Raw genomic sequence first — 26,285 nt, 5'->3', positions numbered from 1 at the left:
AGTGAACGCTCGGCGCGAAGGCGTCATTCCGGGGGCATCTGTTCCGGCGCGGTGCGCCGGGGGGGGAGCTCCCGGTCGCGGTACCGCTCGCACAGGGGTCCTCCGCCGATCTACAGTCATCTCGTATGACGATTTTCCGGTCGGCGTCTGGCGAGGGGCGGGCCGAGGTCGTCCTCACCGCCGTCAACCCGTACGGCAGCCGCGAGCTCGTGGTCGAGCGCGACGAGGACGCCTCGGTGGCCTACCTGCGCGCGCCCGACGGCACCGTGCACGGCGCGGTGTGGCTGGCCAACCACCGCGCCGCCCCACCGGTCGTCGACCTGGCCCGCGTCAACTCCGGCCGGCCGCCGCTGATGCCCAGGCCCGGCACGACGCACCCCGCCGGGCGCGGCCCGCTCGGCAGGCTGACCGTCCTGTGGTTCGAGGAGGGGGACGGCGTGGCCCTCTACGAGGACGACGACCTGCTGGCCGTCATCCCGGGCTGGGCCGACATGAGCAGGGGCATGCCCGGCTACGCGCGCGACGCCGTGGGCGAGTCGCCGTTCGCGTGGGCGCTGTCGGAGGCGCTGGAGGGTCTGGCGCCGCGCATCTCCAACGCCCGCTCCTACTGGGTGTGGCGCCACGCGGAGGGGTCGTGGCCGTCGTTCCAGCAGTTCGCGATGGGCCACATCGACGCGGTGCTGGGGCGGGCCGGGCGCTACTGGGACGCGAGCGGCGACCGGCTGCCGACCGTCGGCATCACCGAGCGTCCGCCGCGCGAGGGCCGGCCGTTCAGCGTGTTGTCCACGGTCGGCATGAGCTGCCAGCGCATGCCCACGGTCGAGCAGTGGATCGACCAGCCCGACGCGTACGCCCGGATCGAGCTGGCCGTGGCCACCCGCGACGACCCGCGTGAGGCGGCGCTGCTGCTCGTCTGGCTGGCGCAGTACCCCTGGCACTCGGTCACCTGGCTCGGCCACGGGCACACCGCGAAGTGGTACCACGAGCCGGCCACGTTCCCGCTGGGACCGCGGTACGCGGGAGTGCTCATGCTCGCCGATCCCCCCGACATGCCCGACTTGTCGGGATTCACGTTCGGAGGTGAGGCGGTGCGCTGGCTCTGGCTCACGCCCATCACGGCCGAGGAGCTAGAAGAACACCGTCATTAGCAGCCACACCGGCACCAGCGTGGTCACCAGCGAGTCGAGCCGGTCCATGAGGCCGCCGTGGCCCGGCAGGATGGTGCCGAGGTCCTTGATGCCGAGATCCCGCTTGATCATCGACTCGATCAGGTCGCCCACGGTCGCCAGCAGCGCGGCCAGCGCGCCGATCAGCGCTCCCTGCCAGAGCCGCCCGTCGAACAGCCAGGTCACCAGCCACGCCCCGACCACCGTGCAGGCCACCACCGACCCGGCCAGGCCCTCCCAGGTCTTCTTCGGGCTGATGACGGTCAGCTGGTGCTTGCCGAACAGCACACCCGCGACGTAGCCGCCGATGTCGCTGGCCACGGTCACCGCGATGAACACGATCACCCGGTCGCGGCCGTCGCCCGGCGCCAGCAGCAGCGCCACGAAGCCCGCCAGCAGCGGCGGGTAGACGAGCAGGAAGACGGAGCCCGTCGCGTCACGGACGTACCCGGCGGTGCGCCCGCCCTCGCCCTCGTCGCCCGTGAACATGCGCCAGATCAGCAGGACGAACACCGACACCACGAACACGCCGAGCAGCCAGACCGGCCCGCCCCAGTACGCCCCGGCCTGCATGGCGGCCATCGACACCAGCACCGGCACGACGGGCACCCGGATGCCGCGGGACGCGAACGCCTGTGTCATCTCGACCACGCCGACACCCACGGCCGCCACGACCACGACCAGGAAGAGCTCCTTGACCGTGTAGAGGGAGGCGATGACGAGCGCGCCCAGCCCCACGCCCACCGCGATCGCGGCGGGCAGGTTGCGTCCCGTACGGCCGCCGCCGCTCGGGCTGCCGCCAGCCGTACGTTCTTCCACAGAGACTCTCCATAAGCCACGGCCCCCGCCATCGGGCGAGGGCCGTGCGGCGGGCGCCGCTCAGACCTCGAGCAGCTCGGCTTCCTTGTGCTTGAGCAGCTCGTCGATCTTCGCGACGTGCTTCTGCGTCACGTCGTCGAGCTCCTTCTCGGCGCGCCGCACCTCGTCCTCGCCCGCCTCGCCATCCTTGATCATCTTGTCAAGGGTCTCCTTGGCGGAGCGACGGATGTTGCGCACCGACACCTTGGCGTGCTCGCCCTTGTTACGGGCCACCTTGATGTACTCCTTGCGGCGCTCCTCCGACAGCTCGGGGAACGACACACGGATCAGCTGGCCGTCGTTGCTCGGGTTGACGCCGAGGTCGGAGTCGCGGATCGCCTTCTCGATCGCGGCCATCGAGCCCTTGTCGTAGGGCTGGATGATGACCATGCGGGCCTCGGGCACGTGGAACGAGGCCAACTGCTGGATCGGGGTCGGCGAGCCGTAGTACTCGGCACTGATCTTGTTGAACATCGAGGGCGTGACACGGCCCGTGCGGATGGCCGCGAAGTCCTCCTTCGCGACCGACACGGCCTTGTCCATCTTCTCCTCGGCTTCGAGGAGGGTTTCGTCGATCACAGCGGCTCCCTGTCTTCTAGCTGGCGGATCGGGCTCGCTCGCTCACTTGCCTGCGGGACTCACCAGCGTGCCGATTTTCTCACCGCGGACCGCTCGCAGGATGTTGCCCTCACCCATGAGATCGAAGACCACGATCGGGAGGTCGTTGTCCTTGCACAGGCTGATCGCGGTCGCGTCCATGACCTGCAGGTCCCGGATCAGCACCTCGCCGTAGTCGAGGTGGTCGAACCGCACCGCGTCCGGGTTCTTGCGCGGGTCGGAGTCGTAGACGCCGTCGACCTGGGTGCCCTTGAGCAGCGCCTCGGCGCCGATCTCCAGGGCGCGCTGCGACGCGGCGGTGTCGGTGGAGAAGAACGGCGAGCCGAGCCCCGCCCCGAAGATCACCACGCGGCCCTTCTCCAGGTGCCTGATCGCCCGGCGCGGCAGGAACGGCTCGGCCACCTGCTGCATGGTGATGGCCGTCTGCACCCGCGTCTCCACGCCGCGCCGTTCCAGGAAGTCCTGCAACGCCAGGCAGTTGATGACCGTGCCCAGCATGCCCATGTAGTCGGCGCGGGCCCGGTCGATGCCCTGTTCCGACAGGGCGGCCCCGCGGAACATGTTGCCACCGCCGACCACGACCGCGACCTGCACGCCCTCGCGGACGGCCTCGGCGATCGAGTCGGCCAGGTGGTCGACCACGAGCGGGTCGATCCCCAGCGGGTCACCGCCGGCGAACGCCTCACCCGACAGCTTCAGCATCACCCGCTTCCAGCGCAGCGGGCTCTGGGACGAACCCGGACGCGAGGAAGCCGCCGGCGTGGCTGGCTCCTGATTGTCCTGCACGGCGGCGGCCTCCTTCTTAGAAGTTTCGGTGAGCTGAGGGTTCGCTCAAGCCTAAGCCTGACCGACCTTGAAGCGGACGAACGAGAGCACCTCGGCGCCGTTCTCCTCGGCGTACTTCGCCACGCTCTTCTTGTTGTCCTTGACGAACGCCTGCTGGAGCAGCGTGAAGTCCTTGTACCAGCCGTTGACGCGGCCCTCGACGATCTTGCCGATGGCGGCCTCGGGCTTGCCCTCCTCGCGGGTCATCTCCTCGAAGAGCTTGCGCTCCTTCTCGACGACCTCGGCGGGCACGGAGGCGGGGCTCAGGTACTGCGGGGCCATCGCCGCGGCGTGCTGGGCGATGTCCTTGGCGACCTCGGCGTTCGGCTTGTCGAGCTGCACGAGCACGCCGACGGCCGGCGGCAGGGCCGGGTCGGTGCGGTGCATGTAGGCGCCGATGTAGCCGCCCTCCAGCACCGCGAAGCGGCGGACCTCGATCTTCTCGCCCAGCGCGGCGTTGGCCACGTCCAGGTGCTCCTTGACGGTCTTGCCGCCGAAGGAGGACTCGAGCAGGGTGGCCACGTCGGCCGGCTTGGTGGCCAGCACGTGGTCGACGACCTGGGCGGCCAGCTCCTGGAAGCGCTCGCCCTTGGCGACGAAGTCGGTCTCGCAGTTGAGCTCGAGCAGCGCGGCGGCGGAGTCGCCGTCCTGCTTGAGGGCGACCAGGCCGTTGGAGGCGGTGCGCGCCTCGCGCTTGCCGACGTCCTTGGCGCCCTTCAGGCGCAGCAGCTCGATGGCGCGGTCGAAGTCACCCTCGGACTCCTCCAGCGCCTTCTTGCAGTCCATCATGCCGGCAGCGGTGATCTCGCGAAGCCGCTTGACGTCGGCCATGTTCACGGAAGCCATTGCTTTTTCCTCGTGGGATTTCGTCGTGGATCGGATGGGCGCCGGGTCCGGCACCCACCCTGGGGTGGTACGGCCGGCGCGTGCCGTGTGGAAGCTTGGCCCTGCTCGGTGTCTAACCCGAGCCGGTGGGCGCTAACCCGGGCGGGGGCCCGGTTTCGCGTCCTTGTGCTGGTGACCGGTGCGGCGCCTCAGGGACTCTCTCCCGGCACGTCGCCCGGAGGCGCTTCCTGGGAGAGGGTGTCCCCCGGCGGTGCGGCGGCGTCGCGCCGGCGTCGCCTCGGGACGATGCGCCCCGGGCCGCCGTCACATCGCTGGACCGTCGTCCCGGCCCCGACCGATGCACCGAGCCTCGTCCCTGACCTGAGCGACCTCCCGGAACCTCGTCCCGGGGCCTCGCCCCTCACCGGAGCGATGTCCTGGGACCTCGTCCCTGACCGGAGCGACGTCCCGAGAGACGTCCAGCCGGAGCGGCGGCGGCCGGCGGTGCGATGCCGGCCGGAGTGGCGTCCGGCGGCTCGGCCCGGCCGCCCCGTACGGACGGCCGGGCTGGGAGCCAGGCGACTCGGTCGGTCAGGCCTGCGGCTGCTCGGCGCCGGCCTCGGGCGCGGCGGCCTCGGTCGCAGCGGCCTCGGGCGCGGCGGCCTCAGCCTCAGGAGCGGCCTCAGCCTCGGGCGCGGTCTCAGCCGGAGCGGCGGCCTCGGCCTCAGGAGCGGCCTCGGTCGCGGCAGCCTCGGGCGCGGCGGCCTCGCCGGTGCCCTGCTCGATGAGCTCGCGCTCCCACTCGGCCAGCGGCTCGGCGGCGGCGGGCTTCTCGTCACCACGGGCGGCGCCGGAGCGGGCCATCAGACCGGCGGCGACACCGTCGGCGACGACCCGGGTCAGCAGGCCGACGGCGCGGATCGCGTCGTCGTTGCCGGGGATGGGGTAGTCGACCTCGTCGGGGTCGCAGTTGGTGTCGAGGATCGCGACGACAGGGATGCCAAGCTTCTTGGCCTCGCTGATCGCGATGTGCTCCTTCTTGGTGTCGACGACCCACACGGCGCTGGGCACGCGGCCCATGTCCCGGATGCCGCCGAGCGTGCGCTCCAGCTTGTCCTTCTCACGCCGGCGCATGAGGAGCTCCTTCTTGGTGAGCCCCGAGCCCGCGACGTTGTCGAAGTCGAGCTCCTCCAGCTCCTTCAGGCGCTGGAGCCTCTTGTGCACGGTGGAGAAGTTGGTGAGCATGCCACCCAGCCAGCGCTGGTTGACGTACGGCATGCCGACGCGGGCGGCCTGCTCGGAGATGGCCTCCTGAGCCTGCTTCTTGGTGCCGATGAACAGGATCGTGCCGCCGTGGGCGACGGTCTCCTTGACGAAGTCGTAGGCGCGGTCGATGTACGACAGCGACTTCTGCAGGTCGATGATGTAGATGCCGTTGCGCTCGGTGAAGATGAAGCGCTTCATCTTCGGGTTCCACCGGCGAGTCTGGTGTCCGAAGTGAACGCCGCTTTCGAGCAGCTGTCGCATGGTGACGACGGGGGCCATCAGCTGGTCCTCCAGGTCAGGGCGCCCGGCAGGCGGGCGCGATTCTCGGTTGTGACGCGGCGGCCAACGGCCACCGCCCTGATGCCCCGAATCACGCCAGCCGGGCCAGGCCCGGACCGATGGTGTGATCCGTGACGGGGCATGCGAAGTCGGCCTGTGGTAACAGGCCACCGGAAAGTCTACCTTGCACGCCGCCCCGGCCTGACCGCCTCCGGTCAACCGGTCGTCCCACCTGCGTCGTGGTTCTCCGTGGGGAGCCCCGGCGCCGGCCTCCGCACATGCGGGAACAGGTTGAACTGCGCCTCCGCGACCCGGGCCCCCTCCGGCGCCGCCTCGGGCGGCCGGTGGCGGGCGACGTACGGCTGCAGGAGCTTCTGGATCTCCTGCCCCAGCCGGGCCAGCTCGGCGGCGTCGACCCGGAGAATGGTGCGCGAGAAGGTGGTGGCGTCGCGCCACTCCTGCGGCTCCTGGTCGTGGTTGGCCAGAGCCCGCCGCGCCTCCTGGTCCGCCTCCTTGCGGAACGCCTCGATCAGCAGGTCCTTGGCCTCACGCACCTCCGGCCGGTCGTCGGGCAGCCGGCCGATGGCGAAGGATTTGTCCACCGCCTTCCACAGGCGCTCCCTCCCGTCCCCCCGGGGCGGCGCGTCCTCCACGAACCCGTACTTGGCCAGCATGCGCAGGTGATAGCTGGCCGCGCTGGGCGTGATGCCCGCTCCCTCGGCGACGTCGGTGGCCGTGACGCTGCCTCCGGCGCCGAGCCGGTTGAGGATCGCCAGGCGTGCCGGATGCGCCAGAGCCCGCATCGCCTTGGGATCGCTGAGGCTCTCCATCTCCCGCGTCATGGGCACAAGGTACCCGGCTCCCGATGTGAAGCATTGCCTTCAGAACTATGAAGCGTTACTTTCACACAATATGAAGCGTTCCCTTCACACCTCCGCCGCTGTGACGCCCCTCCGGAAGCAGCGTGACTACCGCTTACTGTGGGGCGCCCGGACCGTCTCGGTCACCGGCTCGGAAGTGTCCAAGCTGGCGATCCCCCTCACCGCCGTCACGCTGCTCACGGCGTCTCCCGCCGAGATGGGCCTGCTCACGGCCGCCGCCTCGGTCCCCGCCCTGGTGTTCGGCCTCCAGACGGGCGCGATCGCGGACCGGCTCACCCGGCACCGCCCGGTCATGATCGCCTGCGAGCTGGTGGCGGGCCTGGCGGCGTCGACCGTTCCGGTGGCGTGGCTGCTGGGAACGCTGGACGTGATCTGGCTGATCGCCGTCGCGCTCGTCGTGGGCACCGCGTCGGTGCTGTTCCGAGCCGTGAACTTCCCGCACCTGGCCGTCATCGTCCCCCCGGACCAGCGCACCGAGGCGATGGCGGGCCTGCAGGCGTCCTACTCCGTCGCCTCGGTCGCCGGCCCCGGCCTCGCGGGGCTGCTCGTCCAGCTCCTCACGGCCCCGCTCGCCGTACTGGCCGAGACCCTGTCGTTCCTGACGTCGGCCGTGCTGCTGCGCTCCATCCGCATCCCGGACCGTCACGAGCCCGCCCCGTCACGGGGCATGTGGCGTGACGTGGTCGAGGGACTCCGCGTCAGCGCCACCCACCCCGTGCTCCGTGCCCTGCTCGGCGCGGGGGTCACGATCAACTTCTTCGCGATGACCTACATGGCCGTCCACATGCTGTACATGGTCGACACCCTGGGCATCCCCCAGGGCCTCATCGGGGCCCTCATCGCCTTCAGCGGTCTCGGCGGCCTGCTCGGCGCCTGGGTCACGACCCGCCTGGCCGGCCGCTACGGCGCGAACCGCGTCCTGCTCGCGTCCGTGCTGTTCTTCCCGGTGGAGGTCCTCATCGTCGGCCTGCTGAGCGGCCCGCTCTGGTGGAAGCTGGCGGTGCTCGCCATATCCGGAACGGTCACCGGCGGCATCGTGGTGGCGTTCTCCACCTGCATGGGCGCCGTCATGCTCGACGAGGCCACGCCCGAGCTGCGGGGCCGCGTCAACGCCACGACGACGTTCGCGGTCCAGGGCGTCATGGCGCTGGGCGGACTGACGGGCGGCCTCCTGGCGGAGTGGGTGGGCCTTCGCGCCGTCATCCTCATCTCGGCCGCGGGCATCGCCCTCAGCACACTGTGGATCTGGGCCTCCCCCCTACGTCCGGGCCGTCGCGACGCCCCCCACGCGTCACGTGACGCCACCTCGTCGACGGCCGGCCTGGACGGGTCTCCTGTATGAGCGCCCGGACCGGCGGGGGGCCGGCGGAGGCCGTGGACCTCACGCCACGCGTGGGGACCACGGCCGCCCCCGTGAGGCGCCGCGGGCCCTCCGCGTGCCGGGAGATCCGCCCATGAGGCCCCGCGGGCCGGTCTCCCGGCACACGGGACCTCGCCCGCCCTGGGGCGTCAGCAGTCGGCGGTGCCGCTCGGCGCGTAGACCCCCGCGTACAGGTCCGCCCGGCTGTAGGCGCCCACCCACTCGCACGGTCCGTCCGGCCAGCCGTCGACCACCGCGCGCATCTGCCGCGACGAGCCGCAGGCGTTGTACACCCGCGCGTACCAGTAGATGATCTGCTTCTTCACCGCCCCCTCATAGGCTCCGCAGCCCAGCGCCGCCACCCGGGCTCCGGCCGCGGCCGGGCTGTCGGCGGCCGTAGCCGCACCGGGAGAGGCCAGGACCGTGCCGGCGCACAACGCCGCGGCCGCGATCGTCGTCAGGAGCCTGCCGTTCTTCATCGTGGTCACGCCTTTCTCCGGTGGGGGTCACGGCTTGGTCAGCTTGACCAGGAAACCGTCGTGATCGGTGTAGGTCAGCCCGTACTTGTCGGTGCCGACGAAGGAGAAGTCGTTGGTGAAGATGACGTGCTGCACGTCGCCGTCGCCCTTGCGGATGTTTCCGGACGGCACACAGTTCTGGGCGTTCTCCGGATCGGAGGTGTCGTATTCCAGGTTGAAGTCGCCGCCGACCACCGTTTTGCCGGACACGCCCTCCTGCGACCTGATGGACGGCACCACGCTGAACATCAGCGCCTGGCACTGCGCCAGGGCGACCGGCTCGCTGGAGGAGCTCAGGTGGGTGGCGCAGGACAGGTGGTCGCCGATGGCGTAGGCACAGGCGAAGGTGCGCATCTCGTTGGTGGAGTCCTGGGTCGCGTACTGACCGACCCAGCCGTTGGCGCCCCGCCACTGCGCCACGGGAACCCGGCCGAGCACGGCGTTGCCGAAACTGTCGCCGTTCGTGCAGGTGACCGGCCCGCCGGTCTGCCGGTTGACGGCCGGGTAGAACATGTAATAGGTCCAGTCGTCCGGCCATGCCTCGGCCAGCGAGGGTTGCAGGTAGTCGGGCAGGTCGTTGGAGCAGATCTCGTTCAGCGTCACCAGGTCGGGGGCGAGGTAGTAGATCAGGTCGCCGCCTTCGAAGACGGCCTGGCCGCCGGCGTAGCAGCCCGCGTAGCCGCTGTTGCACAGGTTGAGCTGAAGCTCCTTGAACGGGCGCGCGGCCGCAGTGCGGGCCGTGTCCGTCCGCGGCACACCCTTGGGGGCCGCGGGCCTGGCCTTGCCGCCGCGGGCCTTGGCCGTCACCGCGCCGGCCTTGGCCCCCATGGGCGCGGCGCTCTGCGCGGGCAGCCGCTGGACGGCAGTGGTTCCGGCGGTTCCGGCGGTTTCCTCCGGAGCGGCGGTGGTCGCGGCGGCGGGGGGCGTGCAGGTCAGCGTGAGGACGAGCCCGGACGCGGCAGCCAGGGCGGCGGCCAGACGTCGGGCGATGCGAACACGGGGCAATGTCACGGGCATTTCCTCCATCGGGCGCGGGACAACGGATTTCCGGTGCCGTTGATGTCCGATGGTGGCGATAAACGCGAGAGCCAGAAAGAGCCTTTGCGCCCTAGCGAAAACCCGACAAACACCAATAAAAGCATCTTGACTGGTGCTGTATGTCGTGGTGGGGTGCCGGGTGTAAAGCCGAGGCAGAGGGGAATGAATGGGCACCTTACGAATCCATTTCACCGCGGAAGACCTGGCGCGCGTCACCCTGGCCGATGGGCCGGACCCCTTGTGGGAGGTGATCTTCACGCGGTTCCGGTTCCGGGACCGGGTGCGTCCGCTGACCTTTCGCCCGTGGTTCGAGGAACTGCACGCCGAACCCGCCAGGACCGCCGGGATGCGGCAGGGCGCCCGCCTCCTCGACTCTCTCGTTCCGACCGGGCCGTACTTCCCCGACTTCCTCACTCCCCCTGAGGGCCTGCTCGGCCTCGAACGCGGACTCGCGGCGCTGCTCGGCACGCCCAGGACGCGGCTGGCGACCGAACTGGGGCGCCTGGCCCGCCACCAGAGCCTGCCCGGCTGGGCACGGCCCCTCGCCGAGGGAGATCTCGGCACGCTCAAAGGACTGGTGGCCGCGCTGCGCGACTACCACGAGGCCGCCGTGGCCCCCTTCCACGCGCTGATCACCGCCGCCGTGGCCGTCGATCTCGCCAGCCGCACGCGGAGCATGCTCAGCGGTGGAATCGATCGGCTGTTCGCCGGGATGGGGCCGCTGGTCCGCTGGACACCCCCCGTTCTCCAGACCGACTACATCGTCGACAAGGACCTGGTGCTCGGCGGGCGCGGGCTGCGGCTGGTGCCCTCCTACTTCTGCCACCGCACTCCGCTGACTCTGGCCGACCCCGAGCTGCCGCCCGTCCTCATCTATCCCATCGAGCAGCGACACCGCTGGCGGCAGGCGGCGACCCGCCGGGGAGATCTCGGCGCGCTCATGGGCGCCAACCGCTCGGCTGTGCTGCACGCCCTCGACCGCAGCGCCACCACCACGCAGCTGGCCCGCATGCTGCGCATCTCACCGGCAGCGGCCAGCCGCCACACCACCGTGCTGCGCGAGGCCGGGCTCATCGAGACCCGCCGCGACGGCACCGCCGTCCTGCACACGCTCACCGCGCTCGGCACGGCGCTGCTGGAGGGCACCGCGGGCGATCCCCGCTGACGCACGACCCGCGCCGAACAGGCGGGCACCTGTACGAGGTGATCAGCGAGCCCCCAGCCGCCCACGAATCCACACAAGCGTGATGCCCTAACCAAGCCAACGACTGTTGGCGCCGCTGAATGGGCACGGCGCGCAGCGGTGCTCTCAGCACCGCGCCTGTGCACAACCCACAGCCATCCACAGAACCACGTTCACCAGCTCGAACCGTGCAGGGCCCCCGCCAAACTGCCGGGCATGCCGACACCTCCTCCCCCGCATCCCCCGTCCAAGAGCGCACGTCAGAAGGGACGCAGTACGGCCGCCGCCGCTGCCGCCGCCCAGCACCGCAAAACTGAGACACATCCCAAGCAGCCCGATGGCCGGCCACCCCGCGAAGGCCACCTCAGCCACCCTCGCCGCCTTCGCCCCCTCAGCCGACATGAGACCCGGAGCACCGATCCCCCGCGACGATCACGCGCCACGCCCATCCCCACAAGCGGCCATCCCCAGTGGCAGTACAAGATCTCGCGCGCCTCCGGAGCACCGGAGCACGAAGAACCGCTCCAGCACACGACCGGGCCCGCCCATGCTCACTCCGCTCCCACACAGACCCGAATCAGCGGCATCCCGACGCGCCCGTCCCCGATATCCGGCACGACCACGATCTCCGGCCGGATGGCCATGACCCTGGCCCTGCTCATCGTTCTCGCCCTGGTCCAGCTCCTCCCGGCGTCACCCGCGGCAGCCGCCCCGCCCGTCTGGCGCTGGCCCCTGGACGGCCGGCCGAGGATCGTGCGCCACTTCGCCCCGCCCCTCGAACGCTGGCTGGCCGGCCACCGCGGCATCGACCTCGCCGCTCCACCCGCGACCCCTGTCCTGGCCGCCGGCGCCGGCACCGTCCGTTACGCCGGCCGTCTCGCAGGCCGAGGTGTCGTGTCCGTCGAGCATCCCGGCGGCCTGCGGACGACGTACCTCCCCGTCATGCCCTCGGTCCGGCGTGGTCAGCACGTCTCCGCGGGGGATCCGATCGGCACGGTGGAGGCTTCGGCGAACCACCATTGCGACGAGTCGTGCCTGCACTGGGGCCTCCTACGACCGCCCCGCTACCTGGACCCCCTGCTCCTCCTGGGACAGGCTCACATTCGACTGCTCCCCTTCTGGGACCCCGTACCGGAGGTGAACGTACGGTTCCCGCCCGACGCCCCCTCCGGAGCACGCCCGGAGACTCTCGACGTGAGATCTGGAGGACGCCCGGAGACTCTCGACATGAGAGGGGAGGACACGCACGAAGGACCGCCCATGAGCCCGGCCTTCGCCACGCCCCATGTGACGCCGCCGCCCCCCACCGCCCCTGGGCCAATCCGGCCGCACGACACGACTCACCCCGAAACAAGCGGCTCAGCCACCCTGCAAGCCGTCACCACCACACCGAACAGCAGCCGGGAAAGCAGTTCCCCGACGAGAACCCGCTCTCCCGCCACCACCGCAGCAGCGTCTCAGCCGCTCATCACCCTGGCGCAACATGAGCAGAGACGCACAACGACCACCGCGAACCACCAGCACACTCCCACCGAGGCGCACACCGCCACCCATGCCATCACCGATCCAGTCGCCCCCACCGCCCCGACGCAGAGACCGACACCGACACCGTCGCCGCTGAGAGCGCCCCTGAGGTGCTCCAGGGCACTGTGGTCCAGGGCACTGTGGTCCCGGGCACTGTGGTCCCGGGCACTGTGGTCCCGGGCACTGTGGTCCCGGGCGCTGTGGTCCCGGGCGCTGTGGTCCCGGGCGCTGTGGTCCCGGGCGCTGTGGTCCCGGGCGCTGTGGCCCCGGAGGACTCGGAGAGCACGGACGACGCGGAAGACGCGAAGGACTCGGAAGACGCGAGGAGCACTGCGGTCGCCGACGGTGGGCGAGCCGGCAGCGCCATGGCCGGCGCATCCCCGCTCATTCCCGGGCATCGCCGCATGCTCTTCACCGCACTGGACAACCCAATGCCGTGCACATCACCACACAACCCACCTCAGACGCCGAGTTCCGCCTCCACCGTGTGGTCTCTACGGTTCCCGCACGGTGCCGCCGCAGCCCCCGCGGCAGGCGCCCTGGGCACGGCCACGCTCCTCGCCGGCATCCTCCTGGTCGTACTGCTGCGTCATCGCAAACCAAGCCGCCCAAGGAAACCAAGGCAGAGACCGGCACGAGGCGCTCATCGAAAGCCTCAACGCGCGGAAGCGAACAACTCCGCACGAAGGTGAGGACGACACACCACGACACCACCCACGCCACCTGCCCGCCACCCACCCACCGCGAGCGGCGGGACGGCGAGACGGCGAGGCAGCGAGACGACAAGACCGTGAGGCGGCGAGGAGGCGAGGAGGCGAGGAGGCGAGGAGGCGAGGAGGCGAGGAGGCGAGGAGGCGAGGAGGCGAGGAGGCGAGGAGGCGAGGAGGCGAGGCGGCGAGGCGGCGAGGCGGCGAGGCGGCGAGGCGGCGAGGCGATCGACGCAGATCCCACATCCCTATGACGACATGACACGTCGGCGATGATGCTCGCCCCGAGTTCAGGCGCGTGGGTGGGCCTGGCGGTAGGCGGCGCGCAAGCGGTCAATCGAGACGTGGGTGTAGATCTGCGTGGTGTTGAGTGAGGCGTGGCCGAGCAGTTCCTGGACGCTGCGAAGGTCGGCGCCTCCTTCCAGCAGGTGGGTGGCGGCACTGTGTCGAAGGCCGTGGGGGCTCAGGTCGGGCGTGCCCTCCACCGTTCTCAGCCTTCCGTGTACGGCTCTGCGGACGGTGCCGGGGTCGATTCGGCCGCCTCGGGTTCCGAGGAAGAGCGCCGCCCCCGAGTGTGGGCGGATCCACAACGGGCGACCGTGTACGCACCAGCGATCCAGGGCCCGCAGGGCGGGACCGCCGAAGGGTACCGAACGCTCCTTGCGGCCTTTGCCGAGCACCCGGATGACGTTGCGATCGCGGTCCACGTCGTCCACGTCCAGCGCGCACAGTTCGCTCACCCGTACGCCGGTCGCGTACAGCAGCTCCAGGATCGCCTGGTCGCGGAGTTCTTTGGGGTCGTCGGTCGTCGGCAGGTCCAGAGCGGTTCGTGCTTGACTCTGGTCGAGTACCGCGGGGAGGGTACGAGGCGCCTTGGCGCTGCCGAGCAGCAGACCCGGGTCATCCGGCAGCCAGCCTCGGCGGTGACAGTAGGCGGTGAACGTACGGGCACACGCGGTGCGCCGCGCGAGAGTCGCCCTCGCCTTTCCCTCGGCGTGCTGGCCTGCCAGCCATTCCCGCAGCGTAGCGATGTCCAGACAGTCGAACCGGGCGTCGAGGTGCGCCATCAAGGACGCGACATCCGACAGGTAGGCCCTGACGGTATGCGGTGAAAGGTCTCGTTCGCGACGCAGGTACCTGTCGAATTCGGCGAGGACTTCGCCAAGGTTCGCTTCCTGACTCACTTCACCCCCATGGCCGGCATCGGACGCATCGGCAGCTTTGGTACCCATCATGGCGCCTCGTGCCCGATCTGAGCCAATACTCACCGACCAGGCGACCCAGCTGAGATAGCGCGCGGCTCGCGCCCTTAGGGATGGCTCAGTCCTGGTGGGGGCGTTATGAAATGAAGACGGCCATCGCTTGATCCTTCGAAGGGCAAAGTGAAAATCGAAGGAGACGACGATGGCCGTGGACACCAGTGTGATGCCTGAGCGATGGCCAGCCACGGCAGATCGAGACCGGGGACCCCGACTTGTCGCGATCCACGATGAAGACCATGGGGGCGTTGATGTCGGCCGAGGCCGAAAGCCTGTGCGGGGCCGCATACGCTCGCCGGGGGTGGGACGTTCGTGCGTGGTTCGGCACTCGATGGCGGCACGACACACGACGTTGGTACGACGTTCGCGGGTGGTTCGAGGCTCGACGTCGGTTCAACATTCGTGGGTGGTTCGAGGCTCGTGGGTGGTTCGACACCCCTGGGTGGTTCGAGGCTCGTTGGTCATTCGACATTCATGGGCGGTTCGACGCTCGTAGGTGGTTCGACGCTCGTAGGTGGTTCGACGCTCGTAGGTGGTTCGACACGCGTCGGTCATACGACGCTCGACGTCGGTTCGACGCTCGTGGGTGGTTCGGCACCCTACGTCGGTACGGCACACGGCGGAGGTTCGATGAAAGTGTCTGCGCCTGCGGAATTGGCCGGGTCGGGGAGGGCGGTGTCCGCTTTGCGGTACGAAGCGGAGGCTCGGCGGAGGCGCCAGCCTTTCTCCACGCGTTCGACGTAGCCGGCGGCGGCCAGGCCGCCGAGGGCGCTGAGGGTCGCGTCCAGCGAAACGCCCGCTGACAGGGCGATGCTGGCCGGGCCGGTGCCGCCTCGGGACGGGACGGCGTCCAGGACCTTCCGGGTGACCTCGCTCAAGGCGTCTCTCGGAACGGCCGGGCCGCGTGCGCAGGGAGCGAGGTCGCCTCCGATCGTGCCCACCAGCTCGATCACCTCCTCGGGCGTCGTGACGCAGGTCGCCTTACGTTCGCGCAGGAGGCGGTGACATCCGGCGGACAGCGTGGACGTGACCGGGCCGGGCACGGCGGCGAGGTGGCGGTTCAGCCCAAGGGCATGGGTGGCCGTGTTGAGGGCGCCGCTGCGGAGTGCCGCCTCCACGACCACGGTGCCGCGTGAAAGCGCGGCGATCAGCCGGTTGCGGATCAGGAAGCGGGCACGCGTGGGGTGTACGCCGGGCGGGCACTCGCTGACGATCACCCCTTGGTCACGGACGGCCGCGAACAGCTCGTGATGGCCGCGAGGGTACGAGATGTCGACACCGCAGGCCAGGACGACGACCGTCGGGGTGTCCGAGGCCAGTGCCCCTCGGTGGGCCGCGCCGTCCACGCCGTAGGCGCCTCCGGAGACCACGGTCCAGCCGTCCTCTCCCAGTCCGAGCCCGAACTCGGCGGCCACGTGCGCCCCGTACGGAGTTGCCGCCCGTGCGCCGACGATCGCCACGGAGCGCAGACAGGAGAACCGCAGATCGACCGTTCCGTACAGCCACAGACCCAGTGGCCTGGCGGCGCCGAGCTGGTCGAGCTGCGTGGGCCATTCCGGGCTCCCGGGCACGATCAGCCGCGCACCGAGCCGCTCACCCGCCACCAGGTCGACCTCCGGGGCCGCCGCAGAATCCGCCGCGGCCAGGCGGGCGTGCCAGGTGCTCAACCGTTGATCGAGTTTGGTCGAGGGCTGATGCTGTGTCTCCCGCGCCGCGAACTCCGGAGGTATCGTGCGCTCGCGGATGGCGCGAACGGCCGCTGGTGCGCCGGAGTGAGCCACAAGGCGGCCCATCATCGCGTCTCCGGCGTCGGCGACACGCATGAGAGCGGCCCTCGCCTCGAGTTCGGCACTGTTCATGATCGTGATGTGACCTTGCCTGCACTGGTGGGATGGAAACTCGCCTGCACGGATGGGATGAGGAAATGGGCCGACCGTCCAGGAGCCGGTGGTGGTCCTCTGCCGTTCCCATGCCGATGGTGTCGGTGATGACGTGGATCTCGCCGGTCTCACCGTGAGGAGGGGACGCTGGTGGTCATGAGTTCAACCCCATCCACAGGGCCAGGGCGGTGCCGGTTTCGTCGGGGCCTGGCTGGGGTTTGCCGGCGAGGTCGGCGAGGGTCCAGGCCACTCTGACGACGCGGTCGAGGCCGCGGGCGCTGAGTGCGCCCGAGTCGAGGCAGGACGCGACCTGCTTCATCGCCTCGTCGCTGGGCCGGTAGTCGGCGTGCAGTGCGGCGGACGGGATCTCGGCGTTCGTACGCCACGGAGTGCCGGACAGGCGTTCGGCCGCCCGTTGCCGGGCGCTGAGGACGCGGGCCGCCACGGTCGTGCTCGACTCGACGAACTGGCGGTCCGCCATCAGCTCGCGCCGGGACGAACGCGCCACGGTGACCTTCATGTCGATGCGGTCGATGAGGGGGCCCGAGAGCCGGCCGAGGTAGCGGCGCTTGATGGTGGGAGTGCAGGTGCAGCTGTCGGCTTTGTCCTGCGGCTGGGCGCACGGGCAGGGGTTGGCGGCCATGACCAGGATGAACCTCGCGGGGAACGTCACTGACCCGGCGGACCGCGACACCGTCACCTGACCCGACTCCAAGGGCTGACGGAGAGCGTCGAGCACATGGCGCGGGAACTCCGGAGCCTCGTCCATGAACAGCACTCCCCGATGGGCCAGGGAGACGGCCCCCGGTCGCACGATGGTGCTGCCTCCGCCCACAATGGCGGCTGATGTGGCCGTATGGTGCGGGCTCACGAGCGGCGGTCTGTTGACCATGGGGCTGTTGGACGGGAGTACGCCGGCGACGGAGTGGATGGCCGTCACCTCCAGCGCGTGGTCGAGCTCCAGATCCGGCAGCAGGGTGGGCAGGCGCTCAGCGAGCAGCGTCTTGCCGGTGCCAGGCGGACCGAGCATCCAGAGATTGTGGCCACCGGCCGCACAGACCTCCAGGGCCCGGCGCGCGACAGGCTGGCCGACCACGTCCGAAAGGTCGACGGCCGGGGAGACCGCGGGCCGTACCGGGTCCGTGAGGTCGAACGGGAGGGGCGCCGGCGGCGGATCTCCCTTGCGCAGCCACTCCACGAGCTGTCGCAGGTCGGACACGGGCATGATCTTCACGTCGGGGACCAGGGCGGCCTCCGCCGCGTTGGCCGAGGGGATCACGACAGTGACCTCGCCATGCTTGGCGGCGCCCAGAACGGACGGCAGCACGCCGCGTACGGGCCTGAGCCGCCCATCGAGGCCGAGCTCCCCCAGGAAGAACGGCTCGGCGATGCGCTCGGCCGGTATCACACCCGCTGCGCCGAGGATTGCCACGGCGATGGCGAGATCGAACTGGCTGCCCCGCTTCGGCAGGCTGGCCGGGAACAGGCTCACCGTGATGCGAGCATCGGGCCAGGGGTAACGGCTGTTGACCATGGCCGAACGGACCCGCTCCCGGGCCTCGGACAGCGCCGTGTCGGGCAAGCCGATGAGATGGATGCCGGCCAGGCCGTTGCCGACGTCTGCCTCCACCTCGACGCTGCGGCCGGACACACCGACCAGCGCCACGCTGCGGGTGCGTGCCACGGCCATCTAGACCGCCCCCCGGACATGGAGAAGGGAGTAGTCGCCCGCGAAGCGCTCCAGTGCGATCACATCGACCCGCACGGTCTCGAACCTGCGCGGCTGGCCCGTCAGCCATTGGGCCGCGAGCATTCTGAGCCGGCTCAGCTTGGCCGGTCGTACGGACTCCAGGGCAGTGCCGTGGGAGCGGCCCGATCGGGTCTTGACCTCGACCACCACCAGCGTGGGACCGTCTTCGGCGATGATGTCGATCTCGCCGTGACGGCATCGCCAGTTGCGGTCGATGATGGTGAGTCCCTCGGATGTGAGGTAGTCGACGGCGAGTTGCTCGCCGTGTCTTCCGAGCTCGTTCTTCGTGGCCATGTGGCAGCACCTCCGGGCACCGACTTTCGCGGATGGGGGGTGGCGGCGTGGGGCCGAACGAGGTTCTGGGGATGGGGGTAGGAGGGGGACGACGGCTGTGGACAAGGGGGGCTGGAGTGGCGGGCGGACGCTGGTGGGCGACGCCGCCGGGGGGAGCTCCCTGGATGAGCCCCCGGTCGCGAGTGAGCACGTGGACGAGCGGCCGGTGTCGGTCGGCGTGGAAGTGAGCGCCCCATGGGGCGAGTAGCCGGTGCGGGCGGGCGAAACGTGGAAGGGGGCGGGCGTGGAAGCGAGCCGCCCAATGTTGAGCCGCCGGTGCGGCCGAAACGTGGAAGGGGGCGGGCCTGCGGGCGGGCGTGGAAGCGAGCCGCCCAGGGTTGAGCCGCCGGTGCGAGCGGGCGGGGAAGCGGCGGCCGGTGCGGGCGGGCGGGCGTTGAGGCGAGCGGCGCGATGCACATACGGAAGGGGCGCCCCGACCCAGGGACGCCCCATGTGAATCACCCGGCGGCCAGGCCCTCACCGTCGCCACCGAGGCGGCGGCCAGGGGCGGGCGCAGAGGCCGGTGCGGGTCAGCCGGAGAAGCCCTCCTTGGGCATCTCCAGGTCGGCCTTGGCGAGTTCCTCCACGTTGACGTCCTTGAACGTGACCACGCGGACGTTCTTCACGAACCGCGCCGGCCGGTACATGTCCCACACCCACGCGTCCTGCATCTTCACGTCGAAGAAGACATCCCCGTTCTCCGCGGTGCGGACGTCGAGGTCGACCGAGTTGGTCAGGTAGAAGCGCCGCTCCGTTTCCACGACGTAGGTGAACAGCCCGACGACATCGCGGTATTCGCGGTAAAGCTGCAGCTCCATCTCGGTTTCGTATTTCTCGAGATCTTCTGCGCTCATCGCGGTCCTCCTGTCGTACCGGTCCCCCGGCGTGCCCGGTCAGGCAACCCCGGCCCCCCATTCATTCTCGCCCATCTCCCTGGCCACCGTGACGAACGAGTAACGGTGGTGCGGACATGGGCCATGCGTCTCCAGTGCCCTGCGGTGGCCGGGCGTCACGTAGCCCTTGTGGTCGGCGAACCCGTACGCCGGGAACTCGCCGTCCAGCTCCACCATCATCCGGTCCCTGGTCACCTTGGCCACGATCGACGCGGCCGCCACGCAGGCGGCCACCTGGTCCCCCTTCCACACGGCCAGCGACGGCGCCGGCAGCCCCGGAACCGGGAAGCCGTCGGTCAGGATGTACTCCGGGTCACAGGTCAACCGCGCGACGGCGCGCCGCATTCCGGAGATGTTGCTCCGGTGCAGCCCCCGCGCGTCGATCTCGGTGGGCGGGATGACGACGACGCCCACATGGGCGGACCGTACGATCTGCTCGTACAGCCGCTCTCGTACGGCCGGCGACAGCAGCTTGGAGTCGCCCAGCCCGTCGATCTGTTTGCGCAGGACGACCGCGGCGACGACCAGCGGTCCGGCGCAGGCTCCCCGGCCTGCCTCGTCGACTCCCGCGATCGGGGTCAGGCCGCGGCGCGCGAGCGCCCTTTCGTAGGCGTACAGTCCGGAGTCGCGCCGGACGACGCTGGGCCGGGGGCGGAACGCAACAGTCATGACAAGAGGCAGCGTACGCCCCAATGGCCGCGAACCGCGACCGGAACCCCGGCCCTACTTGACGTCGGCGAAGGTGTCGGGCTTGGTGAAGATCAGCCCGCGCGACAGCGGCCAGTAGCGGAGGACCGCCGTGCCGATGACCGCGTCCTCGGAGATGAACCCGCCTCCGGGCTCCTCCACGTGGGCGCGCGAGTCACGCGAGTTGCTGCGGTGGTCGCCCATCAACCAGAGCTTGCCCGGCGGCACCGTGTACTTGAACGAATTGCCGGAGGGGTTGTCGCCTGGATAGAGGTAGGACGACTCCTCCAGGGGTGTGCCGTTGACCGTGACGCGCCCCTTGGAGTCGCAGCAGGCCACCTTGTCACCGCCGACGCCGATGACCCGCTTGATGGTGTCCTCCCGGCCGTCGCTGTCCCACCCCTTGAAGACGACGATGTCGCCCCGCTCGGGCTTGCCGGCGAGCTTGTTGACGAAGACCCGGTCGTTGATCTCCAGGGTGTTCTCCATGGACCCGGACGGGATGTAGAACGACCCGATCACGAACTGCTGGAGCACCAGCGCGATGCCCACGCCGAGGATGAGCAGCAGGACGGTCTCGCGGAGGCCGCCGCCCTTCTTCTTCGGCTTGTCGCGCCCGGCCTCCGACTTCTTGATGCCGACCATCAACGTCTCCAGGGGAGCTCGGCGCCGTCGTCGGTGCGGCGCGGACGACGCAGCCGCAGGGCGCCGGGCAGCCGTCGCCGGCGGATCAGGAACAGGGGTGTGGCCAGCGCGAACCCGGCGAGCAGCGGAGCCGAGTCGCCCAGCGCCTGCAGGGCCGGCTGGGCGAAGGTGGCGGGGATGTCGAGCGTGGTGGCTCGGGAGAACGGCCACACGATGACGAACGCCCGTCCGATGACCTGGCCGACGGGGATGGAGCCGCCCCCGGGGTCACCCGTGTGAGCCCGCGAGTCCAGCGAGACGACCCGGTGGTCGCCCATCACCCACAGGCGCCCCTCGGGCACCTTGATGTCGAAGGAGTGGTCGGAGGGCACATTGCCCGGATAGAGGTAGCTGTTCTCGTCGATCGCCACGCCGTTGACGGTGATCCGGTTCTTGGCGTCACAGCACTTGACGTGGTCGCCGCCCACGCCGATGACCCGCTTGATGTAGTCCTTCTCGCCGGGCACCACGCCGAAGGCGGTGCCGACCCAGCGGAAGAAGGCGGCGATCGGGTTGGAGGGCTCCTCCATCTCGAACTCGCCGTCCCAGGAGTCGACCCCGGAGAAGACCACCACGTCGCCGCGCTCGATGTCGCGCGTGTGGTAGACGAGCTTGTTGACCAGGACCCGGTCGTTCTTGAGGAGAGTGTTCTCCATCGACTCGGACGGGATGTAGAAGGCCTGGATCACAAAGGTCTTGATGATCAGGGCCAGCACCAGCGCCACAACGACCAGGACAGGCAGTTCTTTCCAGAACGACCCTTTCTTGTCCTTTTTATCGCCTTTTGCTGGCTTCTGTGTCTCTTCCGCGACCACGTCCACCTCGTCCTTGACAGGGCGGCGCGACGCGCCGTGCTCCTGGCTCTCACTACTCATCGCTGACGAGCCTAGATGATGCGCCGGCTCGACAGACCTCGACCGACGTTACACCCGAGCCCGAGTCGCTCCGCATAAAGGAATTGCCCCGGTAAAGCCGAATGGCCCGCGCAGGACGCGGGCCATGGGCTGAAGCTGGACTTACTTGGCGGGGGTCGCGTCACGCTTCTCGCGGATGCGGGCGGCCTTGCCGCGAAGGTCACGCATGTAGTAGAGCTTCGCACGGCGGACGTCGCCGCGGGTCACGAGCACGATCTTCTCGATGACCGGGCTGTGCACCGGGAAGGTGCGCTCGACGCCGACGCTGTAGCTGACCTTGCGGACCGTGAAGGTCTCGCGGGCGCCGCTGCCCTGGCGGCGCAGCACGAAGCCCTTGAAGACCTGGATACGGGAGCGGTTGCCTTCGACGACGCGCACGTGCACCTCGAGCGTGTCACCGGGACGGAAGTCCGGCACGTCGCTGCGCAGGGTCGTCTTCTCGAGCTCCTGGATCTTCGTGTGCATGAGAGATGTCCTCAAAGTCTCGCGAGCACGCGGAGGTCCACCCGGCCTGAGCTCGCGGCGGACACGCTTGCTGATGTGATCGACGCCCAGGAGTCTCTCCCGGGCATGGCAGACCAACCACGTGATGGTTGGCAACGCTTCAGTGTGCCATATCTTCCGGCCCGACGCGAAACGCCAGCTCATCCAGCAGCTTCCGGTCGTGCTTGTCGAGCGTCGCGGGGTCGATCGCCGCCGCCAGCTCGGGCCGGTTGGCGACGGTACGGCGCAGCGCCTGGTCGCGGCGCCACCGGGCGACCTTCCCGTGGTGTCCCGACAGGAGGACGTCCGGGACCTCGTGGCCGCGCCACACCGGCGGCTTGGTGTAGACAGGGCCTTCGAGCAGGTTGCGCATGGCGCCCGGGGCGAAGGAGTCGTCCACGGCCGAGTGGGCGTTGCCGAGCACGCCCGGCAGGAGCCGGCCGACCGCCTCCACCATGACCAGCACCGCCACCTCGCCGCCGGCCAGCACGTAGTCGCCGATGCTCAGCTCGTCGACGCGCATCCTGGCGCCGTACTCGTGCATGACCCGCGAGTCGATGCCCTCGTAGCGGCCGCACGCGAACAGCAGCCACGGCTCGGCCGCCAGCTCCTGCGCGATCTCCTGGGAGAACGGCCGGCCGCTGGGCGTCGGCACGATCATCCGCGGCGTCCCGTGGGAGGCCGCGCCGTCGCCGACGACCGCGTCGATGGCCTCACCCCACACCTCGGGCTTCATGACCATGCCGGGTCCGCCGCCGTACGGGGTGTCGTCGACGGTCCTGTGCACGTCGTGCGCCCAGTCGCGCAGCTGGTGGACCCGTACGTCCAGGGTGCCGCGCTCGCGCGCCTTGCCGATGAGCGAGACGTCGAGCGGGGAGAAGTACTCGGGGAAGATGGAGATGATGTCGAGCCGCATGCCCGGAGGCGTACGCCCGTCGTGCGGATCCGCGGTCATGACAGCAGCCCCTCGGGGGGATCGATCACGAGCCTCCCGCCACGCACGTCAACCTCGGGCACGAGCGCGCGCACGAACGGGACGAGCGCGTCGTCCTGGCCGGGCCGGGCGATGACGAGCAGGTCCTGGCCGTGGTGGAGGACGTCGGTCACCTCACCGACCGGCTCCCCCGCGGCCGTCACCACGGCGAGCCCGATCAGCTCGTGGTCGTGGAACTCGTCGGGGTCGTCGGACGGCTCCACCTCGGCCGAGTCGATGACGAGCATGGTGCCGCGCAGCCCCTCGGCCGCGTCGCGGTCCTCCACCCCGGCGAAGCTGACCAGCAGCCCGTCCTTGTGCCAGCGGCGGCCCTCGATGACGAGCGGCCCTCTGCCGGGAGGGTCGGTGGCGATCGACGCGCCGACGGCGAAGCGCAGCTCGGGATCGTCGGTGCGCACCTCCACGGTCACGTCACCACGGATGCCGTGCGGGCGGCCTATCCGGCCGACGACGAGCTGCACGTGTACCTGCCTTCTCTCACGCGAGCGCCCCCATCGGAACGAGACCGATGAGGGCGCGAATTCCTGACGCTAACGGACTGCTTCGTCCAGGTCGAGCAGATCGACCCGTACGTACTTCCCGTCGGCCAGGGCGTTCACCACGGTGCGCAGCGCCTTGGCGGTGCGCCCGCCGCGACCGATGACCTTGCCCAGGTCCTCGGGGTGCACCCGGACCTCCAGGACGCGCCCGCTACGGATGCGGCGTGCGCGGACCCGGACATCGTCGGGATGTTCGACGATGCCCTTCACGAGGTGCTCGAGAGCCTCCTCGAGCACGTCAGGCCTCGCCCTCGGTCTGGGTCTCGGCGGCGGCCTCGGCGTCGTCCTTCTTCTTGGCCTTCTTCGGCGTGGTGGCGGCCGTGCCGGTGTCGCCACCGGACAGGGTCTCCTTGGCCGCGGCCTCGTAGAGCGCGTGGCGGTCGGCCGCCGGCTCGGCGACCTTCAGCGGCGCAGGGGCGGGCTCGCCCTTGAACTTCTGCCAGTCACCGGTGAGCTTGAGCAGCTTCAGCACCGGCTCGGTCGGCTGCGCGCCGACACCCAGCCAGTAGGCCGCCCGCTCGGCGTCGATCTCGATGCGCGAGGGGTTCTGCTTCGGGTGGTACAGGCCGATCTCCTCGATCGCCCGGCCGTCACGCTTGGTGCGGCTGTCGGCGACGACGATACGGTACTGAGCGTTGCGGATCATGCCGAGCCGCTTGAGCTTGATCTTGACTGCCACGGGTGTGGTCTCTCCTGCTTTTGAGCGCGGGTGAGCGGCGCCTCGCCGAGTGGGGCACGGCAGGACGATCGCTCCAGGGACAGGCGTGGCCGCCGGGAGGTGAGAGGGCACCCGACTGGTCACGATGTTCCAACATGTCATTCTGCCAGATCCCAGACACTGCCAGCGACACGACGCGCACGTCCCGGCCACGCTCGCCCTGTGGGGAGCCTCCCCCGCCTGGCGGCACGGTGAGACCTGCGGGCGTCCCACCACCCGAGAACCCGCCACATCGGTGTACGGAGCGTGAGCGCCGGACGCGGAGCCCGCGGCACCGCGGGGCCGGGTCGGCGGTGACCGGCCGTCCGCGTGCATGCCGACGCCGCTCCCCCGAGGCGATCCGGGGAGCGGCGTGGAGGCGCTACTTCTGGCGGGGCAGGTTGAGCTTGGTGGGGTCGAAGCCCGGCGGGAGCTCCATGCCCGGCGGCAGCTTGCCGCCGAGGTTGCCCAGCAGACCGCCCGGCTTGGGGGTGGCGGCCGGACCGTCGGTGTCGGCGGCCTGGGCCTTGCCGAGCGCGGCCTTGCGCGGGTCGCCGCTGACCCGGCGGCCCTTCTTGGCCTTCTTCTGCTGCTTGGCGGCCTTGCCCCGGCCGCCCGGCATGCCGGGCATGCCCATGCCGCCGGCCACGCGCTTCATCATCTTCTGCGCCTCGAAGAAGCGGGTGACGAGGTTGCTGACGGCCGTGACCGTGACGCCGGAGCCGGCGGCGATGCGGGCGCGCCGCGAGCCGTTGATCATCTTCGGGTCCTGGCGCTCGGCCGGGGTCATCGAGCGGATGATGGCGGCGATGCGGTCGAGGTCGCGGTCGTCGATGGCGTTGAGCTGGTCACGCATCTGCCCCATGCCGGGCATCATGCCGAGCAGGTTCTTGATGGGGCCCATCTTCTGGACCATCATCATCTGCTCGAGGAAGTCGTCGAGGGTGAAGTTCTCGCCCGAGGTGAGCTTGCCCGCCATCTTGGCGGCCTGGTCCTCGTCGAACGTCTTCTGCGCCTGCTCGATCAGGGTGAGGATGTCACCCATGTCGAGGATGCGGGACGCCATCCGGTCGGGGTGGAAGGCGTCGAAGTCCTCGAGCTTCTCACCGGTGGAGGCGAACATGATCGGCCGGCCGGTGATGTGCCGGACCGAGAGGGCGGCGCCGCCGCGGGCGTCGCCGTCGAGCTTGGTGAGGACGACACCGTCGAAGCCGACGCCCTCCATGAACGCCTGGGCGGTGGTGACCGCGTCCTGGCCGATCATGGCGTCGACCACGAACAGGACCTCGTCGGGCGAGACCGCGTCGCGGATGTCGGCGGCCTGCTTCATCATCTCCTGGTCGATGCCGAGGCGACCGGCGGTGTCGATGATGACGATGTCGTGCTGCTGCCGCCGGGCCTCGTCGATGGAGCGGCGGGCCACCTCGATGGGGTCGCCGACGCCGTTGCCCGGCTCGGGTGCGTAGACGGCGACCTGCGCGCGCTCGCCCATGACCTGGAGCTGCTGGACGGCGTTGGGCCGCTGGAGGTCGGCGGCGACCAGCATGGGCACGTGGCCCTGCTCGCGCAGCCAGCGGGCGAGCTTGCCCGCCAGCGTGGTCTTTCCGGCACCCTGGAGGCCGGCGAGCATGATGACCGTCGGCGGCGTCTTGGCGTAGCGGAGCCTGCGGGTCTCGCCGCCGAGGATCTCGATCAGCTCGTCATTGACGATCTTGACGACCTGCTGCGCCGGATTGAGCGCCTGGGAGACCTCGACGCCGCGGGCGCGCTCCTTGACCTGGGCGACGAATGCCTTGACCACCGGCAGCGCGACATCGGCCTCGAGCAGCGCGATGCGGATCTCGCGGGTGGTGGCGTCGATGTCGGCGTCAGACAGCCGACCCTTGGATCGGAGGGAGGAGAAGACCGATGTCAGCCGGTCGGAAAGCGTCTCGAACACGTGGTTGGCCAGTCCTCGAAGCGAATGTAGGTCTGAACTCAGCCTAGCCGCTCCGTCAGCCGCTCCAGCCTGGCACGGCCATCCGTACCGTGAGCGCGTGTTCGACGAGGTTGATCAGCGCGCTCTTGACCGAGTCCTTGGAGCGCGCGTCCAGACGCACCAGCGGGATGTGCGGCGCCAGCGTC

The 26,285-nt window shown here is 70.1% G+C and carries 26 protein-coding genes and 1 pseudogene; 4 read left to right on the top strand and 23 right to left on the bottom strand.

Features of this window, described 5'->3' with window-relative positions:
* The first annotated feature begins 125 nt into the window (after window positions 1-125).
* On the top strand, window positions 126-1,148 hold the full coding sequence (locus AB0H64_RS34805) for a suppressor of fused domain protein (protein WP_357633147.1): 1,023 nt from the start codon (window positions 126-128) through the stop codon (window positions 1,146-1,148).
* Here AB0H64_RS34805 and AB0H64_RS34800 read toward each other — a convergent pair.
* From AB0H64_RS34800 to AB0H64_RS34775, 6 genes are all read right to left on the bottom strand, one after another.
* Window positions 1,128-1,985: a phosphatidate cytidylyltransferase gene (locus AB0H64_RS34800; RefSeq protein WP_357633144.1), complete on the bottom strand. Its 858-nt coding sequence runs from the start codon at window positions 1,983-1,985 to the stop codon at window positions 1,128-1,130. The two genes, AB0H64_RS34805 and AB0H64_RS34800, sit on opposite strands and share 21 nt — an antisense overlap.
* A 60-nt stretch (window positions 1,986-2,045) precedes the next feature.
* Window positions 2,046-2,603, bottom strand: coding sequence for a ribosome recycling factor (gene frr / locus AB0H64_RS34795; protein WP_310710732.1), 558 nt, complete (start codon window positions 2,601-2,603; stop codon window positions 2,046-2,048).
* 42 nt (window positions 2,604-2,645) lie between these two features.
* A complete protein-coding gene (gene pyrH / locus AB0H64_RS34790; RefSeq protein WP_217709034.1) occupies window positions 2,646-3,344 on the bottom strand; it encodes a UMP kinase in 699 nt (232 codons plus the stop codon).
* Between the two features lie 135 nt (window positions 3,345-3,479).
* Window positions 3,480-4,313 (bottom strand): translation elongation factor Ts, encoded by an 834-nt coding sequence (gene tsf / locus AB0H64_RS34785; RefSeq protein ID WP_357633141.1) that lies wholly within the window; start codon window positions 4,311-4,313, stop codon window positions 3,480-3,482.
* Between the two features lie 570 nt (window positions 4,314-4,883).
* On the bottom strand, window positions 4,884-5,837 hold the full coding sequence (rpsB, locus tag AB0H64_RS34780; RefSeq protein ID WP_357633138.1) for a 30S ribosomal protein S2: 954 nt from the start codon (window positions 5,835-5,837) through the stop codon (window positions 4,884-4,886).
* Window positions 5,838-6,052: 215 nt separating this feature from the next.
* The gene (locus AB0H64_RS34775; RefSeq protein ID WP_357633135.1) at window positions 6,053-6,679 is read right to left on the bottom strand and encodes a winged helix-turn-helix domain-containing protein; all 627 of its coding nucleotides are present in this window, start codon (window positions 6,677-6,679) and stop codon (window positions 6,053-6,055) included.
* Window positions 6,680-6,749: 70 nt separating this feature from the next.
* Here AB0H64_RS34775 and AB0H64_RS34770 point away from each other — a divergent pair, with 70 nt between their 5' ends.
* Window positions 6,750-8,060, top strand: coding sequence for an MFS transporter (locus AB0H64_RS34770; RefSeq protein WP_357633132.1), 1,311 nt, complete (start codon window positions 6,750-6,752; stop codon window positions 8,058-8,060).
* Between the two features lie 167 nt (window positions 8,061-8,227).
* Here the strand turns inward: AB0H64_RS34770 and AB0H64_RS34765 are convergent, their stop codons facing one another.
* Window positions 8,228-8,566 (bottom strand): hypothetical protein, encoded by a 339-nt coding sequence (locus AB0H64_RS34765; protein WP_357633129.1) that lies wholly within the window; start codon window positions 8,564-8,566, stop codon window positions 8,228-8,230.
* Between the two features lie 18 nt (window positions 8,567-8,584).
* Entirely contained in the window at window positions 8,585-9,607 is a 1,023-nt protein-coding gene (locus tag AB0H64_RS34760) for a hypothetical protein (RefSeq protein WP_357633127.1), read from the bottom strand.
* 193 nt (window positions 9,608-9,800) lie between these two features.
* Here AB0H64_RS34760 and AB0H64_RS34755 point away from each other — a divergent pair, with 193 nt between their 5' ends.
* A complete protein-coding gene (locus AB0H64_RS34755; protein WP_357633124.1) occupies window positions 9,801-10,799 on the top strand; it encodes a helix-turn-helix domain-containing protein in 999 nt (332 codons plus the stop codon).
* 234 nt (window positions 10,800-11,033) lie between these two features.
* Window positions 11,034-13,310, top strand: coding sequence for a peptidoglycan DD-metalloendopeptidase family protein (locus AB0H64_RS34750; protein WP_357633290.1), 2,277 nt, complete (start codon window positions 11,034-11,036; stop codon window positions 13,308-13,310).
* A 28-nt stretch (window positions 13,311-13,338) separates the two neighbouring features.
* On the opposite strand, the gene AB0H64_RS34745 is transcribed toward AB0H64_RS34750, so the two are convergent.
* The 15 genes and pseudogenes from AB0H64_RS34745 to AB0H64_RS34675 form a co-directional block, all read right to left on the bottom strand.
* Window positions 13,339-14,280: a tyrosine recombinase XerC gene (locus AB0H64_RS34745; RefSeq protein ID WP_357633287.1), complete on the bottom strand. Its 942-nt coding sequence runs from the start codon at window positions 14,278-14,280 to the stop codon at window positions 13,339-13,341.
* A gap of 626 nt (window positions 14,281-14,906) precedes the next feature.
* Window positions 14,907-15,974: a DNA-processing protein DprA gene (dprA, locus tag AB0H64_RS34740; protein WP_357633121.1), complete on the bottom strand. Its 1,068-nt coding sequence runs from the start codon at window positions 15,972-15,974 to the stop codon at window positions 14,907-14,909.
* 367 nt (window positions 15,975-16,341) lie between these two features.
* Entirely contained in the window at window positions 16,342-17,877 is a 1,536-nt protein-coding gene (locus tag AB0H64_RS34735) for a YifB family Mg chelatase-like AAA ATPase (RefSeq protein WP_357633118.1), read from the bottom strand.
* Window positions 17,878-18,231 (bottom strand): YraN family protein, encoded by a 354-nt coding sequence (locus AB0H64_RS34730; protein ID WP_357633115.1) that lies wholly within the window; start codon window positions 18,229-18,231, stop codon window positions 17,878-17,880.
* Between the two features lie 569 nt (window positions 18,232-18,800).
* Window positions 18,801-19,124 (bottom strand): DUF2469 domain-containing protein, encoded by a 324-nt coding sequence (locus AB0H64_RS34725; RefSeq protein ID WP_026215037.1) that lies wholly within the window; start codon window positions 19,122-19,124, stop codon window positions 18,801-18,803.
* A gap of 39 nt (window positions 19,125-19,163) precedes the next feature.
* Window positions 19,164-19,832: a ribonuclease HII gene (locus AB0H64_RS34720; RefSeq protein WP_357633111.1), complete on the bottom strand. Its 669-nt coding sequence runs from the start codon at window positions 19,830-19,832 to the stop codon at window positions 19,164-19,166.
* Between the two features lie 54 nt (window positions 19,833-19,886).
* Window positions 19,887-20,495 (bottom strand): signal peptidase I, encoded by a 609-nt coding sequence (gene lepB / locus AB0H64_RS34715; RefSeq protein ID WP_357633108.1) that lies wholly within the window; start codon window positions 20,493-20,495, stop codon window positions 19,887-19,889.
* Window positions 20,495-21,409: a signal peptidase I gene (lepB, locus tag AB0H64_RS34710; protein ID WP_357633106.1), complete on the bottom strand. Its 915-nt coding sequence runs from the start codon at window positions 21,407-21,409 to the stop codon at window positions 20,495-20,497. The genes lepB (AB0H64_RS34715) and lepB (AB0H64_RS34710) overlap by 1 nt, the downstream gene beginning before the upstream one ends.
* A gap of 141 nt (window positions 21,410-21,550) precedes the next feature.
* The gene (gene rplS, locus AB0H64_RS34705; RefSeq protein WP_310710717.1) at window positions 21,551-21,913 is read right to left on the bottom strand and encodes a 50S ribosomal protein L19; all 363 of its coding nucleotides are present in this window, start codon (window positions 21,911-21,913) and stop codon (window positions 21,551-21,553) included.
* Window positions 21,914-22,052: 139 nt separating this feature from the next.
* Entirely contained in the window at window positions 22,053-22,847 is a 795-nt protein-coding gene (gene trmD / locus AB0H64_RS34700; protein ID WP_357633283.1) for a tRNA (guanosine(37)-N1)-methyltransferase TrmD, read from the bottom strand.
* 35 nt (window positions 22,848-22,882) lie between these two features.
* Window positions 22,883-23,386 (bottom strand): ribosome maturation factor RimM, encoded by a 504-nt coding sequence (rimM, locus tag AB0H64_RS34695; protein WP_357633103.1) that lies wholly within the window; start codon window positions 23,384-23,386, stop codon window positions 22,883-22,885.
* Window positions 23,387-23,455: 69 nt separating this feature from the next.
* Window positions 23,456-23,701 (bottom strand): RNA-binding protein, encoded by a 246-nt coding sequence (locus AB0H64_RS34690; protein ID WP_020546537.1) that lies wholly within the window; start codon window positions 23,699-23,701, stop codon window positions 23,456-23,458.
* 1 nt (window position 23,702) lies between these two features.
* Window positions 23,703-24,143 (bottom strand): 30S ribosomal protein S16, encoded by a 441-nt coding sequence (gene rpsP / locus AB0H64_RS34685; RefSeq protein ID WP_357633100.1) that lies wholly within the window; start codon window positions 24,141-24,143, stop codon window positions 23,703-23,705.
* 400 nt (window positions 24,144-24,543) lie between these two features.
* Window positions 24,544-26,100: a signal recognition particle protein gene (gene ffh, locus AB0H64_RS34680; protein WP_357633098.1), complete on the bottom strand. Its 1,557-nt coding sequence runs from the start codon at window positions 26,098-26,100 to the stop codon at window positions 24,544-24,546.
* Between the two features lie 55 nt (window positions 26,101-26,155).
* A pseudogene (locus tag AB0H64_RS34675) lies at window positions 26,156-26,285 on the bottom strand (ATP-binding protein); the annotation flags it as partial.

The organism is Nonomuraea sp. NPDC050733, from assembly GCF_040654215.1.
Taxonomy (GTDB): domain Bacteria; phylum Actinomycetota; class Actinomycetes; order Streptosporangiales; family Streptosporangiaceae; genus Nonomuraea.
The sequence above is the reverse complement of the archived record's forward strand: the minus strand, read 5'-3'. Positions and strand labels throughout refer to the sequence as shown.

Excerpts from the sequence above, each read along its gene's own strand:
- AB0H64_RS34725 (WP_026215037.1), bottom strand. The coding sequence starts at position 19,124 with ATGAGCGCAGAAGATCTCGAGAAATACGAAACCGAGATGGAGCTGCAG.
- lepB (WP_357633108.1), bottom strand. The coding sequence starts at position 20,495 with ATGGTCGGCATCAAGAAGTCGGAGGCCGGGCGCGACAAGCCGAAGAAG.
- rpsB (WP_357633138.1), bottom strand. The coding sequence starts at position 5,837 with ATGGCCCCCGTCGTCACCATGCGACAGCTGCTCGAAAGCGGCGTTCAC.
- pyrH (WP_217709034.1), bottom strand. The coding sequence starts at position 3,344 with ATGCTGAAGCTGTCGGGTGAGGCGTTCGCCGGCGGTGACCCGCTGGGG.
- trmD (WP_357633283.1), bottom strand. The coding sequence starts at position 22,847 with ATGCGGCTCGACATCATCTCCATCTTCCCCGAGTACTTCTCCCCGCTC.
- AB0H64_RS34775 (WP_357633135.1), bottom strand. The coding sequence starts at position 6,679 with ATGACGCGGGAGATGGAGAGCCTCAGCGATCCCAAGGCGATGCGGGCT.
- AB0H64_RS34720 (WP_357633111.1), bottom strand. The coding sequence starts at position 19,832 with ATGACTGTTGCGTTCCGCCCCCGGCCCAGCGTCGTCCGGCGCGACTCC.
- AB0H64_RS34735 (WP_357633118.1), bottom strand. The coding sequence starts at position 17,877 with ATGGCCGTGGCACGCACCCGCAGCGTGGCGCTGGTCGGTGTGTCCGGC.
- AB0H64_RS34730 (WP_357633115.1), bottom strand. The coding sequence starts at position 18,231 with ATGGCCACGAAGAACGAGCTCGGAAGACACGGCGAGCAACTCGCCGTC.
- lepB (WP_357633106.1), bottom strand. The coding sequence starts at position 21,409 with ATGAGTAGTGAGAGCCAGGAGCACGGCGCGTCGCGCCGCCCTGTCAAG.
- AB0H64_RS34750 (WP_357633290.1), top strand. The coding sequence starts at position 11,034 with ATGCCGACACCTCCTCCCCCGCATCCCCCGTCCAAGAGCGCACGTCAG.
- tsf (WP_357633141.1), bottom strand. The coding sequence starts at position 4,313 with ATGGCTTCCGTGAACATGGCCGACGTCAAGCGGCTTCGCGAGATCACC.
- rplS (WP_310710717.1), bottom strand. The coding sequence starts at position 21,913 with ATGCACACGAAGATCCAGGAGCTCGAGAAGACGACCCTGCGCAGCGAC.
- AB0H64_RS34755 (WP_357633124.1), top strand. The coding sequence starts at position 9,801 with ATGGGCACCTTACGAATCCATTTCACCGCGGAAGACCTGGCGCGCGTC.
- AB0H64_RS34805 (WP_357633147.1), top strand. The coding sequence starts at position 126 with ATGACGATTTTCCGGTCGGCGTCTGGCGAGGGGCGGGCCGAGGTCGTC.
- AB0H64_RS34745 (WP_357633287.1), bottom strand. The coding sequence starts at position 14,280 with ATGGGTACCAAAGCTGCCGATGCGTCCGATGCCGGCCATGGGGGTGAA.
- AB0H64_RS34770 (WP_357633132.1), top strand. The coding sequence starts at position 6,750 with ATGAAGCGTTCCCTTCACACCTCCGCCGCTGTGACGCCCCTCCGGAAG.